Annotated in this window: 12 protein-coding genes and 2 pseudogenes; 11 read left to right on the top strand and 3 right to left on the bottom strand. The window is 49.4% G+C overall.

The window, feature by feature from the left end:
• Positions 1-85 precede the first annotated feature (85 nt).
• Complete coding sequence (dcuC, locus tag M4NBBH2_RS00130) at positions 86-1408, top strand: C4-dicarboxylate transporter DcuC (protein ID WP_116269221.1); 1323 nt, start codon at positions 86-88, stop codon at positions 1406-1408.
• Positions 1409-1718: 310 nt separating this feature from the next.
• On the opposite strand, the gene M4NBBH2_RS00125 is transcribed toward dcuC, so the two are convergent.
• Positions 1719-3182 (bottom strand): IS1634 family transposase, encoded by a 1464-nt coding sequence (locus M4NBBH2_RS00125; RefSeq protein ID WP_116269220.1) that lies wholly within the window; start codon positions 3180-3182, stop codon positions 1719-1721.
• A 128-nt stretch (positions 3183-3310) separates the two neighbouring features.
• On the opposite strand from M4NBBH2_RS00125, the gene M4NBBH2_RS00120 reads away from it, so the two are divergent.
• Entirely contained in the window at positions 3311-4558 is a 1248-nt protein-coding gene (locus M4NBBH2_RS00120; protein WP_116269219.1) for an IS256 family transposase, read from the top strand.
• Here the strand turns inward: M4NBBH2_RS00120 and M4NBBH2_RS11680 are convergent.
• Positions 4555-4833: a hypothetical protein gene (locus M4NBBH2_RS11680; RefSeq protein WP_125064635.1), complete on the bottom strand. Its 279-nt coding sequence runs from the start codon at positions 4831-4833 to the stop codon at positions 4555-4557. The two genes, M4NBBH2_RS00120 and M4NBBH2_RS11680, sit on opposite strands and share 4 nt — an antisense overlap.
• 410 nt (positions 4834-5243) lie before the next feature.
• On the opposite strand from M4NBBH2_RS11680, the pseudogene M4NBBH2_RS00110 reads away from it, so the two are divergent.
• Positions 5244-5543: pseudogene (locus tag M4NBBH2_RS00110) on the top strand (helix-turn-helix domain-containing protein); the annotation flags it as partial.
• A gap of 38 nt (positions 5544-5581) precedes the next feature.
• Here the strand turns inward: M4NBBH2_RS00110 and M4NBBH2_RS00105 are convergent.
• Positions 5582-6829: an IS256 family transposase gene (locus M4NBBH2_RS00105; protein ID WP_116269216.1), complete on the bottom strand. Its 1248-nt coding sequence runs from the start codon at positions 6827-6829 to the stop codon at positions 5582-5584.
• Positions 6830-6884: 55 nt separating this feature from the next.
• Here M4NBBH2_RS00105 and M4NBBH2_RS00100 point away from each other — a divergent pair.
• The 8 genes and pseudogenes from M4NBBH2_RS00100 to rfbD all read left to right on the top strand — a co-directional run.
• Positions 6885-7595: pseudogene (locus M4NBBH2_RS00100) on the top strand (IS30 family transposase); the annotation flags it as partial.
• A 46-nt stretch (positions 7596-7641) separates the two neighbouring features.
• Positions 7642-8577: an NAD-dependent epimerase/dehydratase family protein gene (locus M4NBBH2_RS00095; RefSeq protein WP_116269214.1), complete on the top strand. Its 936-nt coding sequence runs from the start codon at positions 7642-7644 to the stop codon at positions 8575-8577.
• A 622-nt stretch (positions 8578-9199) separates the two neighbouring features.
• Positions 9200-11758, top strand: coding sequence for a molybdopterin-dependent oxidoreductase (locus M4NBBH2_RS00090; protein ID WP_116269213.1), 2559 nt, complete (start codon positions 9200-9202; stop codon positions 11756-11758).
• A 428-nt stretch (positions 11759-12186) separates the two neighbouring features.
• Positions 12187-13011: a glycosyltransferase family 2 protein gene (locus M4NBBH2_RS00085; RefSeq protein WP_116269212.1), complete on the top strand. Its 825-nt coding sequence runs from the start codon at positions 12187-12189 to the stop codon at positions 13009-13011.
• Between the two features lie 20 nt (positions 13012-13031).
• Entirely contained in the window at positions 13032-14108 is a 1077-nt protein-coding gene (rfbB, locus tag M4NBBH2_RS00080) for a dTDP-glucose 4,6-dehydratase (RefSeq protein WP_116269211.1), read from the top strand.
• 11 nt (positions 14109-14119) lie between these two features.
• Positions 14120-15013: a glucose-1-phosphate thymidylyltransferase RfbA gene (rfbA, locus tag M4NBBH2_RS00075; RefSeq protein ID WP_022442953.1), complete on the top strand. Its 894-nt coding sequence runs from the start codon at positions 14120-14122 to the stop codon at positions 15011-15013.
• A complete protein-coding gene (gene rfbC / locus M4NBBH2_RS00070; RefSeq protein WP_116269210.1) occupies positions 15013-15552 on the top strand; it encodes a dTDP-4-dehydrorhamnose 3,5-epimerase in 540 nt (179 codons plus the stop codon). Before rfbA ends, rfbC begins: the two co-directional genes overlap by 1 nt.
• A 3-nt stretch (positions 15553-15555) precedes the next feature.
• Positions 15556-16407 (top strand): dTDP-4-dehydrorhamnose reductase, encoded by an 852-nt coding sequence (gene rfbD / locus M4NBBH2_RS00065; protein WP_116269209.1) that lies wholly within the window; start codon positions 15556-15558, stop codon positions 16405-16407.
• Positions 16408-16452: the final 45 nt, after the last annotated feature.

Below are 16452 nucleotides of genomic sequence, written 5' to 3'. Positions count from 1 at the left end.
AATCAACCGACGTAAGAGAGAAGCAAAGCTGCAGCCGATTCCGAATTTTCCGGGCTGCCAAAAATTAATACCAGGAGAACACATCATGATCTGGATTGGATTGGCGATTGTCATTCTGACCTTCTATCTGATTTACAAGAACTATGAGGCAAGACTGGTTCTGGCGCTGTCAGGCATTCTGATGGCCGGGATCGGCTGGCTCGCTGCGGGATCCAATGTCACGATCGGCACCGCTGTGGATGCCTTCGTGAAGCAGCTGGTGAATGGCGGGCTCGTGCCGACTATTGTGACCGTGATGGGGTTTGGCGCTGTGATGACTTACACGCACTGCTCTGATCATCTCGTTAATGCGCTCGTGAGACCTTTGACTCATGTGCCAGCGATTGTGATTCCAGGGGCTGCCATCATCACCTGGCTTCTGAATATCGTGCTTCCGTCAGCCGCAGGCGTTGCCGCTGCCGTTGGCGTGCTCCTGATTCCTTCTCTTATCGCTCTTCGCGTGAACCCGGTTATGGCCGCGGCCGCTGTGTTCCTCGGAACCTGGGGTTCCGCGATCAGCCCGGGACTGATGTTCAACCCCCAGGTGGCGGATATTGCGTTCAAGGCGGGTGAGATTTCGTCACCTGACGCGATGATCGTGATTTTCAGTGAAGCGCTCCCCGCGGCCTGCGGTGCGGTGGTTGCTGCGATCACGCTTGCGATTCTCAGTCACTTCATCAAGGAAGGAGTTGGAACCGCTGATTTCCGCCCGGAAGACGCCCAGGTGGATCTGAAGAATTTCCATATCAACCCGATCATGGCAATCATTCCGATTGTCCCGCTTTTCCTTCTGGTGATTGCCTCAAAGGAAGTGGGCTGGCTCCCGACGAAAACCTTCTCGGTACCGGTCTGCATGCTGATCGGCACGGCTCTTGGCCTGATTGTTGCCATTCTGCATAAACAGGATCCGGGTGAAGTGTCGAAGCAGTTCTGCAAGGGGGCAGGGGATGGATTCAATAATGTTGTGATCCTGATCGCTGCGGCATCGCTTTTTGCCGCAGGTATGAAGTCAATCGGCCTTACCGGTTCTCTGATTGATGCCATGAAAGGGTCGCAGTCCGTCGCTATGGCGTCAGCTGTTCTTGGACCATTCATCATGGCTATTGTCTGCGGATCAGGAAATGCGGCAGCTCTCGCTTTTAATGAAGCGATCACGCCTCATGCGGCTGATTTCGGTATGACCATTGTTCAGCTTGGCGCTGTAGCTCAGCTTTCGGCCGGTATCGGCCGCACGATTTCCCCGATTGCCGGGGGGTTGATTGTTCTTTGCGGCATCGCGCATGTGAATCCGATGGAAGTGGTGAAACGCACAGCGCTTCCCTGTGTCCTTGCCTTGATTGTAGTAACCGCCGGGATGTACTTCTTCTAAAAATCTAAAACCGGCACACAGAGTGAGCGGCCCCGGAATTAACTTTCCGGGACCGCTTTTTTTAGGAAGTCTTAAAACGGAGTCAATCCAGATATCATTACAAAGTGCTGATCCTTTCCTCAAAGGTGCTGAGAAGAATCGTTATTTCACGGGATAAACTTTACCCAGGATAGGGACGGGTAGAAGGATCTTCACTGCTTATCCGCTTTATTTGAATGGGAAAATGCTGCTAATGGCTACGTGCCCAGTTTTTACTCTTATCCCTTTCCATCTAAATTGGGCTGGAAAAATACGTAGTCGATAGTTTCGGTTATTTTTCAGCCCAATCTGGGATCATCGTATACAAATCAGGGAACCCAAGCCGAGCGGCAATGCCATGTTGCCGCTTGGTAACCTCAAGCCAATGACCGACCCCGTTCCTGTCAAAGATAACCCGCGGCGTGGCCAGTCGGTTTTTCAGCTCGTTAAATGTCATTTCGTCTGCAAGCGCCGGCATTTCTTTGAGTCCGCTCTTGGTTTCGGTATACGTTTTTTGCTTCATCAAAACATAGAGCCGGTTGAGAATCGACATGGCAGCAAAGCCGATGATGAACCGTCCTTCCATCGTTGCCTCGCCATGAGCTCTCACGACATCCAATTCAATATTTGTCTTGCCGCCCTTGAATGATTTTTCAATGAGATCACGAACTCTGTATGTTGTCATGGCTTCGCGGGCAGAACACTCCATCGTGGTGACATTGCAGAAGATACCGAAGTAGCGTGTAGCAGCGTCAACCGCGTCGTTATCCTGTTCAAGAGGCGTCCTGCCGGGGATGCCAATCCCCGGCTTGAAATATTTCATCCACCGGCTCTTGAGAAGAGGACACGTTTCCGAGCTGTCACCCTCGTGGTTCGGCCGCCACCGAAGCCACTCTTTCTGAAACGATTCCAGTTCGTCGTAGAAGGCTGTATTTTCAGTGTGAGATTTCGAGTCATTGCGATAAACATGAACCCAGAGTTTACGATTGCCCCCGTCTTCAAAACCGGGGTGGACGGGAACCGTCCAGCCCCAGCAATGTTCGCCTGGAATACGGGCGGCATTACTCCAGAGGTGTTCCATAGCGGTTTCAATGGCATCCTGAATCCAGATTGAATCAGTCTTGGCCGCAACAATGACGCGGCTGCCTGCATCGACAAACCGGGCCAGATTGGCCAGAGAGAAATAACCGCGATCAACAACCGCCCCAAAGACTCTGCGGCTGTCGGTAATCTCATCAAACCGGAACAGCATGTCCTGAACCGTAGTCACATCGGTAATGTTTCCAGGAAGCACTCTGAAGAGCACCGGCATATGCGACTCATGACCAACCAGGAGAATCAATCCGAGCTGGCGCTGGTACCCTCCTTCTTTTCCCATGCCGTATTGAGCATAGGAAATCTCAGCGGCTTCGGCAGCGATTTCCGTTGCGTCAAACGACAGCATTTCTTTGTCTGGCAGTCTTGAAATACGGGCGTTGAAGAAGTCCTTTCTCCAGCCCGAAACCTCTGTCAGACTGGCGAAGAACTCACTCATTTCCTTACTGGAAATACCCCTGGAATAAGGCAGCAGCTTATTGACTGACCAGGATTCATAAAGGTAAGCAGCATTGGATCCGGTATGAAGCCATTGGTACGCGATAGAAAGCGCCGCATTGGCCTTGTCTTTACCCCAAACCGCAGCCAGATCTTCCGTGAGTCCGATCTCCTGGGCGATTGCGTGATAAACGGGAAACTCTGCAGCCAGCTTTGTTTCCAAAGAGCCCAGCTGATCCAGCGAGAGTGAACCAGATTTAACGGATTCATCGTCCTGTTCAACCAGCCGCTTAGAGGGTGAGGAAAATTTTGTGGGTGACTCTGAGATAATTGCTCTTGGAGGAGCCTCAAATGAAACGAAAGACAGACCCCTTGGATAGTGTTGCAGGACAGATTTTAGAAAACGCCAAGAAATCCGGGCTTGAGATTAATACCGCAGAGGATGCGGAAAATCTTATGGCCCATATGCTCGGTCGGCTGCTGACTCAAATGCTTGACGGTGAAATGACCAATCATCTCGGTTACGAAAGAGGCGGTAAACGTGTCACCGAAAATGAGCGTAACGGGCATAGTTCGAAAACCCTCAAATCGTCCAGCCTTGGAAATATCCGTATTGACGTACCCAGAGACCGCAAGGGAGAGTTTGAGCCGAGGGTCGTTCCTAAGCATAAACGCCAGCTGGCGGGGTTTGAGGACAAGGTTCTGGCCTTGTACGCCAGAGGGCTCTCAACCCGGGAAATTCAAGGCTTTCTCTATGATGAATACGGTATGGAGACCAGTGCCGAATTTATCAGCGATGTTACGGACGCCATCCTTCCTGAGGTTGAAAAATGGCAGAACCGTCCTCTGGATCCGTTTTATACAACTGTTTTCTTTGACGCTATTCGAGTCAAAATCCGAGGTGATAATGGCATTGTTACCCCGAAAGCGGTCCATCTTGCCTTGGGCGTAAACGCCCAGGGCCGCAAGGAAGTTTTGGGGATGTGGGTCGCTGATAACGAAAGCGCAAAATATTGGCTTAAGGTCTTCACTGAACTCAAAAACAGGGGGGTGTCTGATATTCTGATTGCTGTCACAGACGGACTCAAGGGAATGAAGGAGGCGCTTGAAGCTGCCTTTCCCAACACTCTGCTGCAGACCTGCATTGTTCACCTGATCAGGAACAGTCTGAAATTCGTCGGATATAAGGATTACAAGGCCGTAGCCGGCGCGCTGAAGCCCATTTACCGGGCCGTAAACGCGGCTGATGCGCGGAAGGAACTGGACGCTTTTGCACAGTCGGAACTGGGGCTCAGATACCCTTACATCGCCAAACAGTGGATCGATTCCTGGGATAAGGTGATCCCCTTCTTTGATTTTTCCCCAAATATCCGCAGACTTATTTATACAACCAATGCCATAGAGAGCCTTAATCGGGATCTAAGAAAAGTAATTAAGACCCGAGCTGCTTTCCCTACTGAAACGGCTGCTTTGAAACTTCTCTTTCTGGCAATCCGGAAAGTAGAGAAAAGATGGGTGCGGCCTTCTCCATACTGGAGTGCCGCTATGAGAGAATTGGTTGTGCTATTTGGTGACCGAATCACCCCCTACATCGATTAACCTTGAACGAGCCGCCCACAAAAAATTACACACCCTCGCCGCTTAACACCGCCGCGCTTAAAGAGCCGGTGGTAATCATCATTGGAATAAAACTGATTGCCGACAACGTAGCCCAGATAATTTCGTTTCTCGCATCCCCGATGCTTTTCCTTATCCCAGTAATACAGACGTTCAACCACGCGGATAACTCCGCGGGCAGAGACCATGACTGCTTTGGGGTTATCCGGGTAATCAGCTACATTCTGAGGATCAGGGAGCGAGCTTTTAGTAGGCATATAAACCTCTCTATTCATACGTATTTATTATATCACATGAATACGTATGATGCAAGTAAAAAAGAACTGATTTTTCTATATTTTCTTAAGAAAAATCGGTTCCTACGGATTCCCTGAGACTAATTTAGATTTCCAAGAGGGCGGATTGGGAGGAATCCACACAAAGGAATCAGAGGCATAATCAGGATTATTCTGCGTCTGAGAAGAATGGTAGTTTGCTTTATATAACTGATTTTGAAGCTGGAATGTAGCGTATCCGTGCTTATGCAAAAAATGTAATTTCTGTTGGACTTTGGCTCTATGTGTTTATTTTTGGCGAATTATCACTTCAAGTGCAAAGCCTGAGAAAAGAATAGTGGCCCATAAAGCTTCCATAATAGAGATTGTCAAGATAACTATAGAGGGAGCTCATGAGCCACTATCATCATCTTACTCTTCGGGACAGAGTATTTATTTCGGCTTTAACGATTTCAGGCAAATCCCTGTCTGAAATTGCATGTGCGATTGGGAAAAATGTTTCTACGATCTCCCGCGAACTGAAGCGAAACAAGGCTGTATCGGCCCAGGATGGGGCTTCAGCTGCCTATGATCCCTGTGCCGCGCAGGCCCGATATCAGAGACAGAGAAAGCATTGCGGAAAGAGAAACATTCTGAAGTCTGACTCGTTGCTGACAAGGATTGTCTCAAATCTGCTGGTTAAGAAATTCTGGTGAGGGTGTGTAATTTTTTGTGGGCGGCTCGTTCAAGGTTAATCGATGTAGGGGGTGATTCGGTCACCAAATAGCACAACCAATTCTCTCATAGCGGCACTCCAGTATGGAGAAGGCCGCACCCATCTTTTCTCTACTTTCCGGATTGCCAGAAAGAGAAGTTTCAAAGCAGCCGTTTCAGTAGGGAAAGCAGCTCGGGTCTTAATTACTTTTCTTAGATCCCGATTAAGGCTCTCTATGGCATTGGTTGTATAAATAAGTCTGCGGATATTTGGGGAAAAATCAAAGAAGGGGATCACCTTATCCCAGGAATCGATCCACTGTTTGGCGATGTAAGGGTATCTGAGCCCCAGTTCCGACTGTGCAAAAGCGTCCAGTTCCTTCCGCGCATCAGCCGCGTTTACGGCCCGGTAAATGGGCTTCAGCGCGCCGGCTACGGCCTTGTAATCCTTATATCCGACGAATTTCAGACTGTTCCTGATCAGGTGAACAATGCAGGTCTGCAGCAGAGTGTTGGGAAAGGCAGCTTCAAGCGCCTCCTTCATTCCCTTGAGTCCGTCTGTGACAGCAATCAGAATATCAGACACCCCCCTGTTTTTGAGTTCAGTGAAGACCTTAAGCCAATATTTTGCGCTTTCGTTATCAGCGACCCACATCCCCAAAACTTCCTTGCGGCCCTGGGCGTTTACGCCCAAGGCAAGATGGACCGCTTTCGGGGTAACAATGCCATTATCACCTCGGATTTTGACTCGAATAGAGTCAAAGAAAACAGTTGTATAAAACGGATCCAGAGGACGGTTCTGCCATTTTTCAACCTCAGGAAGGATGGCGTCCGTAACATCGCTGATAAATTCGGCACTGGTCTCCATACCGTATTCATCATAGAGAAAGCCTTGAATTTCCCGGGTTGAGAGCCCTCTGGCGTACAAGGCCAGAACCTTGTCCTCAAACCCCGCCAGCTGGCGTTTATGCTTAGGAACGACCCTCGGCTCAAACTCTCCCTTGCGGTCTCTGGGTACGTCAATACGGATATTTCCAAGGCTGGACGATTTGAGGGTTTTCGAACTATGCCCGTTACGCTCATTTTCGGTGACACGTTTACCGCCTCTTTCGTAACCGAGATGATTGGTCATTTCACCGTCAAGCATTTGAGTCAGCAGCCGACCGAGCATATGGGCCATAAGATTTTCCGCATCCTCTGCGGTATTAATCTCAAGCCCGGATTTCTTGGCGTTTTCTAAAATCTGTCCTGCAACACTATCCAAGGGGTCTGTCTTTCGTTTCATTTGAGGCTCCTCCAAGAGCAATTATCTCAGAGTCACCCACAAAATTTTCCTCACCCTCTTCTGGTCTCCGGAGCAGATTCAATACCGTCTCAGAAAGGAGCTGCCGAATCTAAGGATCAGCGCCACGACAATCTACCGAGGAATCAATTCTGGCTTTCTGGATCGCTTTGTGGATGGCCGAAAGATGTCCCGACACCTGCGACACCACGGTAAAACGCGTCACCGTAAAGGCATGACCGAGAGGCGAGGAAAGATCCAGATCACTCACAGCATTGAAGAGCGACCCCTGGAAGCTCAGAACAGATCTCGCCTGGGGGATTGGGAAGGCGATACCGTCATCGGAAAAAAGGGCGGAGCCTGCCTCACGACTCTGGTCGATAGGAAGTCCGGCTTTCTCTGTGGCGGGAAAACCGCTTCCAAGACTGCGGCCGATGTGTCTGCCGTAATTGAGAAATCTCTGTCAGATAAGGATCTGCGTACGATTACCGTAGATCGCGGAAAAGAATTTTCCTGGGCTGAAAAACTGGAGAAAGATCTCAGAACCAAAGTGTATTTCTGCTTGCCTCATCATCCATGGGAGAAAGGAAGTAATGAAAATACAAACGGACTTCTTAGAGACTTTTTCCCAAAAGGAATGAGTATCGATAAAATTTCTCAGGCAGAAGTTCAGAAACGGTTCAATGCTCTGAATTTCAGACCCAGAAAACGTCTCAATTGGAAGTGTCCGGCTGAAGTCTTTTATTCAGTAACTTTGCACTTGATTTGATAATTCACCTTTTAAGAAATTTAATATATAGGGATAGGATATTGTTATGAGATGTTTGATACTGGGCGGCACTGGTTTTTTGGGAGTTAATCTAACCAATTTACTGATAAATTTGGGGAATGAGGTAACTGTTTTCAGTTCGGGCGCGAATAAAGATTTTCTTGACTATGGCTTAAAAGCCAAGTTTGTTTGCGGAGACTTTAAAGACAGAAATTTAATAGATAGTCTGAGCAGGAATGGGTTTGATTATATATTTCATTTGATCAGTACAACCAAGCCTTCAAATTTAGACCCATACTCCGAATTCACTGATAATGTTTTGCCGACTATTAATCTTTTGGAATCGGTCAAAAAATCAAGTGAATTGAAAAAGATCATATTTATATCTTCAGGAGGAACGGTATATGGTATTCCGGAAAAACTTCCAATAACGGAAGAGCATGATTGCAATCCTATATCCTTGTATGGTATTCAGAAACTTACGATTGAGAATCTTTTTTTCTATTACCACCACCAATACGGTCTTAATTATCAGTCAATCCGGTTGTCAAACCCCTATGGACCAGGACAGCCGGCGTATTCCAATCAGGGTGTTATCGCTAATTTCCTTCGGAAAGCTATTCTTGATGAGCCTATAGAAATATGGGGGACGGGTAATGTTATACGGGACTTCATATATATTTCCGATGTATTGGAAGCTTGTAAGGCCTGTATGAATTATTCAGGAGACCAAACCGTATTTAATATAGGATCCAGTCAGGGAGCTTCACTTATTCAGATTATCGGATATATAGAAAATATCCTAAATAAAAAGGTGGAAATTGTATTTAAAGAGGGAAGAAAGCAGGATGTACCAGCGAATGTCCTGGACATCAGTCTTGCCCGGAGGGAGCTGAAATGGAGGCCTGAGATTGAGCTGCCGCAAGGCATAAGACTGATGTTTAATTCCTGGTCTGCTTCAAAGCATAAATTTATGATTTAACACTTATCCGTAAAAAGCCCGGTGCAGGTTCTGATCAAGGCTGGACTGTCTTCGGGGCAAGGCAATCTATATAGGACAGTCTGTAAAAAAGTTCACTGAAACGTTTGGATAGGTAGATCTAATGTATTAAAAGAAGGTTTTGCGCGCCTTAAATGTAACAATTTATTTCTAAATCTGGCACACATTCCAATCAAACACGCCCAATTTTATCATCCCGAATTTCAGATCAAAAAAACTGGTATACCTGATTTTCAACACCACGAATATAAGAATTTGAAGCTGAGACCTGAAATTCTTTTCCATCCAGAAATAGAGATAAAAATATTTTAAATTTATCAATAATTTAAGTAGTTAAAAAAGATATCAGAATCATTGGGAATGTAAAAATATATCATAGGAATACAGCTTTTTATATAAGCTATATGCATCACGGTAAATGACGTAAATTCCCGCTATTCATTAAAGAAATATTTATAAATGTATAGCGATACAAATGCATGAAAGGCTTTCTTATTGAATTTGAGAATTTCATAATAACTAGTCAATTAGGATTACCACCGGAGAGCGCAAGACAGGGGTGATCCGACTGACTTCAAACGAATTCAATAAGGAGGACAAACCAATGTCCCAGATTTCTCGTCGTACATTAATCAAAGCTTCTGCAGCGACGGCAGCTGCCGCAGCGGTTGCCGCGCCCGGTGTTGCTTCTGCAGAAATGATGGAGAGTCCGAAGGAGCATCCCGGGTATCCTGCCGCAAAAGAGAGTGCAGCAATCTTTCCGGAGAATCCGCTCCCGGAATCAGACCTTTCTCTTACAGGTTCTTTTAATCTCGGAAAGTCCCAGCTGAATGAAGGTGAATCGATTACGGCTTTCCGCTGGGGTGTTGTCCGTCCGGTAGTGAAGGGCGGCCGTATTGTGGGCTGCAAGCCGTTTGAGCATGACTATCAGCCTTCGGTCAACCTTCAGGGGATTGCGGAAATGCCGTATTCCACGGCTCGTATCCGCTATCCGATGGTTCGTGAGTCCTACCTGAAGAATGGTCCGGCTTCCCGCGCGACGCGTGGCGACGAAAATGAAAAGTGGGTTCGGGTTTCCTGGGATAAGGCGCTGGAACTCGCAGCCAAAGCAATCCGCGACACCTATGACAACTATGGTCCGTCCGCGGTTTATGGTTCTTCATACGGCTGGATGTCAACCGGGAAGCTCAATGCCGCAATTACCTGCCAGCATCGTCTGCTCAATCTGATGGGAGGCTTTGTTGGCCGTCGGAACAGCTATTCGTCCGCCGCTGTTAACACGATCTTCCCCTATGTGGTCGGAACCGGTGATCCTCGGTCCACATCCTGGGATGTTGTGATCAAGCATTCAGAACGTGTCGTCTTCTGGGGCTGTGATCCTGTAGTGACGAATGATATTGACTGGTACACGACGCTCCACAACTACGCTGGTTATCTCCGCGCCCTGAAGAAGAAGGGGACGAAAACCATTTCCGTGAATCCGGTTGAGACGGATACGGCGGAGTATATGGGATCCGAATGGATTCATCCGAATCCTGGCACCGATCCTGCTGTGATGGCCGCCATGATTTATGAACTGGATGCCACGGGCAAGATCGACAAGGCTTTCCTCGACAAATACACCTATGGCTGGGCTGAACTCCGCCGTTACATTGTGGGTGAAGAGGATGGTGTCAAAAAGACACCTGAATGGGCCGAAAAGATTTCTGGCGTTCCTGCCTCAAAGATTCGTTCCTTCGCTCACGAAGTGCAGGAACATCGCACGATGTTCATGATCGGCTGGGGCATTCAGCGTATTGACTTTGGTGAACAGAGCCACTGGATGCTCGCGGCGCTCTGTTCGGTGCTTGGGCAGATCGGTCTTCCGGGCGGAGGACTCGGCACCAACTATCACTATTCGTCCGGCGGTTCTCCGCTCAGCGAAGCGCCGTTCATGGCTCAGATTCCGAGCAGCGTAAAGCCGGTTCGTCCGGTGACGAAGCCCTGGAAGGGCAGCAAGGTACTTCCGGTTGCTGCCGTTTCAGACGCGCTCCTGCACCCGGGCAAGACAGTTGACTATGACGGGAAAAAGGTGACGTTCCCGGACTTTCATCTGGTGATGTGGGCAGGCGGCAATCCGTTTGCTCACCATCCGGATACGAATCAGCTGGCGAGAGCTTTTAAAAAGCCGGATACCGTAATCGTGACGGATATCGTCTGGACGGCTACAGCGCGGCACGCGGATATCGTGCTTCCCGCCTGCACGGCGTTTGAACACAACGACATCACGAATATCGGCACATATTCCAATGACGGCTTTATCGCTATGAAACAGGCGATTGAACCGCAGTGGGAGGCAAAACCGGATTACGACATTTTCTCCGCTCTTGCTGACAAGCTCGGCATCAAGCAGGCCTATACGGAAGGACGCTCTCAGATGGACTGGATCCGCAAGTTCTATAACGACGCGCGGCAGATGGGAGCGACTCTGGGTCAGAAGATGCCGGACTTCGATACCTTCTGGAAGAAGGGATATCTTCTCTTCCCGGTGTCTGAAGAAAACCGGAATTATGTTTCCTTTGCGGACTTCCGTGCTGATCCGAAAGCGCACCCGCTCTCAACTGAATCCGGGAAGATTCAGCTCTTCTCCCCGAAGATTGCCGGCTATCACTATAACGACTGCCTGGGGCATCCGACCTATTTCCAGCCGACTGAAGGTGTCGCCGCGGCGACGAAGGAATTCCCGCTTGCCCTTATGGCCTGCAAGAGCCGTTATCGCATGCATAGTCAGCTTGACTGCACGGCCACCCGTCTCCGCGGAACGATTGAAGACCGGGAGCCTGTCTGGATCAATCCGAAGGACGCTAAGGCGCGCGGCATTCAGAACGGTGATATCTGTCTCGTGAAGAGCCGCCGCGGTCAGATTCTGGCCGGAGCTGTTCTTACGGATCGGATTATCCCGGGCGTTATCGTGGTGCATCACGGCGGCTGGTTCAATCCCCGTCAGACAGCTCATGGGGTTGTGGACGTCCGAGGCAATTCGAACACTCTGGTGCTCGATAAGCCGACATCCCAGCTTGCCCGCGGCAATCTGGCGTCAACTGCCAATGTCGAAGTGTCGCTCTGGAAAGGTGCCGTTCCTGAGGTGACCGTGTACGATCAGCCGCCCCGGACTATCGTGTAACAAAGCTGACCGCTGAAAGGCGAGTATCAGTTCAGACAGTCAACAGAAGCCCCGAAGATTTTCTCCGGGGCTTCTGAATGTTTACGGATTTTATTCTAAACATATGAATATCTGATTATTTTTATAATATTTTCCCTCTATCAGGCATGTTTCGTCAGCAGTCAGATTCTTCGGAAAATATCATCCAATCCGCCTTTTGTAATTCTTATTATTACGTAGTCTTAAGCTGTAAAAAGCAGTATCATTACGATAAATTTTTTACCGGAAATAGCTGACCTCCTATAAGATCAGTCTCAGTCGGGCGATTCAGATTTGAGCGGGTCTCAGTTGTTCAGCAGACGCATCCTGCAGAGGATGGACCTGCAAGGACCAAAACCGCCGAAAGCGAAGGTGCCTTTCCCAGCCAAACAGACTAATTGGAATTCTGAATGCCTAAAATCTCGGTTCTGACCCCTCTTTACAATACGGAACCCGATCAGCTGAAAGAAATGATTGAGTCCGTTCTGGCTCAGTCATTCAGTGATTTTGAGTTTCTGCTCCTGAATGATTCTCCGGACAATACTGAGCTTGAAAGTCTCGTGAAGGGATTTTCAGACCCGCGGATCCGGTTCTTCAGCAATGAAGAAAATCTGGGGATTTCTGAGAGCCGGAATAAGCTTCTCGGGCTCGCTTCAGGCGACTATATCGCCATTCTGGATCATGACGATATCTGTTACCCGACCCGTCTGGAAAAAGAAGCAGCTTACCTTGATTCCCACCCCGATGTGGGAGTCTGCAGCAGCTGGGCAGATGAGATTCCCAGTGGCCGGATGCTCAGAGTTCCTGAAAGTAACGAGGATATTAAGAGAGGGCTTCTCTCTGACTGTGCAGTGATTCATTCGGCGGCCATGATCCGGAAAGATGTACTGCTGAAAAACCACATTCGGTGGGAAGCGGTTTACTCACCAGCTGAAGATTACATGCTGTGGGTGAAACTGATGGAGGTAACGATGTTCTATAACCTCCAGGAACCGCTGCTTAAATACAGGAATACGCCTGACAATACGACCCATAAAAAATCTGATCTGATGGAAGACCGGGCTAACGTGGTCAGGAGTTACGCGATCAGAACGTATCCATACTTTTTGCTGCAGCATGACAGAAAAAGATGGGTCTACCTGTTCGGAAAAATTCCTTTTCTCAAAGTTAAAAATTATGGTTCCAAGTCCGAGTATCTGCTCTTTGGGATCCTCAAGATCTGGACCATTCTGTAGCAATTGTTAGTGGAGCAAGCATGAAGACACTGTTGGTAACCGGAGGAGCCGGTTTTATTGGTTCCTGTTTCGTTCTTCAGAGAATTGCCGCGGGCGATAAAGTTATCAATCTCGATAAGCTCACCTATTCCGGCAACCTGATGAATCTGAAGGATGTCGAAAGCAATCCGAACTACGTGTTTATCCACGGCGATATCGGAGACGAAAAGCTGCTGCGGAAGGTTCTTCCTGAATATCAGCCAGACGCGGTGGTGAACTTTGCAGCGGAGAGCCACGTTGACCGGTCCATTGTTGATCCGGACTCCTTTGTCCGCACTAATGTGATGGGCACCAGCATCCTGCTCCGCTGCGTGAAAGACTGGTGGAACACCCTCGAGGCGGAGAAGAAGAGTGCTTTCCGCTTCCATCACATTTCGACAGATGAAGTGTTTGGGACGCTTTCCATGACGGATCCGGCCTTTACGGAAGAAACCAAGTTCGCGCCCAACAGCCCGTACTCTGCTTCCAAGGCGTCGAGTGATCATTTTGTCCGTGCTTTTCATGAAACGTATGGTCTGCCGACTGTGATTACGAATTGTTCGAATAATTACGGTCCCCGCCAGTTTCCTGAAAAACTGATTCCGCTGATGACCCTGAACGCGATTCAGGGGAAGCCTCTTCCGATTTATGGATCGGGTGAAAACATTCGCGACTGGCTGCATGTGGAAGATCACTGCGAAGCGATTTATGACGTGCTGACCCGCGGCCGGGTGGGCGAAACCTATAACGTGGGTGGTCGCTCGGAGCGTAACAACATCACGATTGTCACGAAGATCTGTGAGATTCTGGATGAGCTTCGTCCGCGAAAAGACGGTAAGTCTTATAAGGAACAGATCACGCACGTTGCTGACCGTTTGGGGCATGACCTTCGCTACGCAATCGACTGCTCGAAGATCGAGCGGGAACTTGGCTGGACGCCGAAGCATAAGTTTGAAGATGGGCTCCGCGAAACAATTGAGTGGTATCTCAATAACAGTGAATGGGTTGAGTCCATTCAGACCGGTGAATACAAGAACTGGCTTAAGACTAATTACGGCAGCAGAAACGAACTGTCCTGAAGGAGCTGATTGTGGAAAACAACAAGAATAAATGGCGCGGCATTGTGCTTGCCGGCGGATCCGGAACGCGTCTTTATCCGCTCACGCGCAGCGTCAGCAAGCAGTTGATGCCGGTTTACGATAAACCGATGATTTTTTACCCCATATCGGTTCTGATCAAGGCTGGTATCCGTGAGATTGCCATTATTACGGCCCCGGATCAGCAGCACCTTTTCAAGGAACTTCTGAAGGATGGTTCCCAGTGGGGGTGCTCCTTTACTTACGTTGTCCAGGAAAAGCCGGCGGGGCTCGCTCAGGCGTTTACGCTCTGCGAGGACTTCATCAAGGGCTACCACACGTGTCTGATTCTTGGTGACAACCTGTTCTTCGGGCACGGACTCGCTGAGATGCTGGAGCGCGCGATGAGCCGGGATCACGGAGCTACGGTGTTTGGTTATCACGTGACGGATCCGGAGCGCTATGGCGTTGTTGAGTTCGATGATCAGCATCGGGCAATCAGCATTGAAGAGAAACCGAAGCACCCGAAGTCGAACTTTGCGGTAACCGGGCTTTATTTCTATGATCCTGACGTGCTCGAAATCGCGAAGCAGGTGAAGCCGTCCGCCCGAGGCGAGCTTGAAATTACGGATGTCAATAAAGCCTATCTTGAACGCAAGGATCTTTGCGTCGAACTGATGTCGAGGGGCATTGCCTGGCTTGATACCGGTACGCATGAATCCCTGCTTGAAGCGGCCATGTTTATTCACGCGGTTGAGTCCCGTGAAGGTCTCATGATTGCCTGCCCGGAAGAGATTGCCTGGAGGAAGGGCTACATTTCGAGTGAACAGGTTGCTGAACTGGCAAAACCGATCGCAAAGAATCACTACGGTCAGTATCTGCTGAACTTGATCGAAGGAGATAAATAATGGAAGTCGTAAAGACACCGATCGAAGGTGTGCTGCTCATCAAGCCTCAGGTTTTTGGTGATGAACGTGGGTATTTTGTCGAAACCTGGCAGAAGGAGCGTTACGAAGCCGCAGGCATCAATCTGCCTTTTGTTCAGGACAATCACTCCAAGTCCACGAAGGGGATTCTCCGCGGCCTCCATTTCCAGAAGCAGCACCCGCAGGGCAAGCTTGTTATGGTGTCTCTTGGAGAAGTGTTCGATGTGGCGGTGGATATCCGCAAGGGATCTCCCACCTTTGGCAAATGGTTCGGAGCCATTCTGAACCAGGAAAATCAGAATCAGCTCTGGATTCCGCCAGGAATGGCTCACGGGTTTGTCGTTCTGAGCGATGTCGCTCACTTCCACTATAAGTGCACGGACTTCTATCACCCGGGGGATGAAGGCTCCATCCGCTGGAATGACCCGACGATTGCGATTGACTGGCCCTATAAGGAAGAACCGGTTCTGTCCGCAAAAGATCAGATCGCTCCGTTCTTCAAGGACGCTCTGGAGTTCTGACCGATGAAAGTACTGATTACCGGCGCGGATGGCATGCTCGGCCGTACTCTGCAGCATGAGCTGCAGGGAGTCGAAGTGATTCCCACCAATCACAAAACAGCGGATATCACCGATGCCGCCGCCTTTGATCGGTGCCTTGCTCTCCATAAACCTGACGTGGTGATTCACTGCGCAGCCATGACAGCCGTCGATAAGTGCGAAACTGAAATTGATCAGGCTTACCGGATCAATGCGGTCGGCACTGAAAATGTGGCATCTGCCTGCTACCGCCACGGCGCGAAGCTGATTGCCATTTCAACAGATTATGTGTTTGAGGGCGATTCTCCCGTTCCCTATACGGAATTCGATGCTCCAACAGGGGGGCACTGTGTATACGGTCAGAGCAAATGGGCGGCCGAGCAGGCCGTGAGAACACACTGCCCGAACCACATTATTGCCCGCGTCTCCTGGCTTTACGGTCCCGGCGGCCCGAGCTTCCTCGATAAGATGCTTTCTCTTGCGGATGGCACCCGCGAGGTTCTGAAGGTCGTGAATGATCAGAGGGGTAATCCGACGAGCACAATCGCCGTCGCTCAGGCCCTGAATGAGCTTCTCCGTCATCCGGAGCTGGTGGGAACCTATCACCTCACTTGCGAAGGAGAGGCGACCTGGTACGATTTCGCGTGCCGGATTTTTGAGCTCGCGCACGTGAATCAGAAGGTGATTCCCTGCACATCTGAAGAGTTCAGGTCTCCAGCGAAGCGTCCGGCAAATTCCCGCCTGGCGAAGAAGAAGCTTGAATACACGCTGAACTACAAGATGCCGAGCTGGGACACAGCACTTGCGGATTATCTGACGCGGTTTTATACGAAGTAACTGAGGTCAGGAGCGGAAGTGCTGTGAAAGGCTGATTCACTCATT

Origin of the sequence: Mesosutterella multiformis (genome assembly GCF_003402575.1) — a bacterium.
Taxonomy (GTDB): Bacteria; Pseudomonadota; Gammaproteobacteria; order Burkholderiales; family Burkholderiaceae_F; genus Mesosutterella; species Mesosutterella multiformis.
This window is presented reverse-complemented; position numbering and strand designations above follow the sequence as displayed.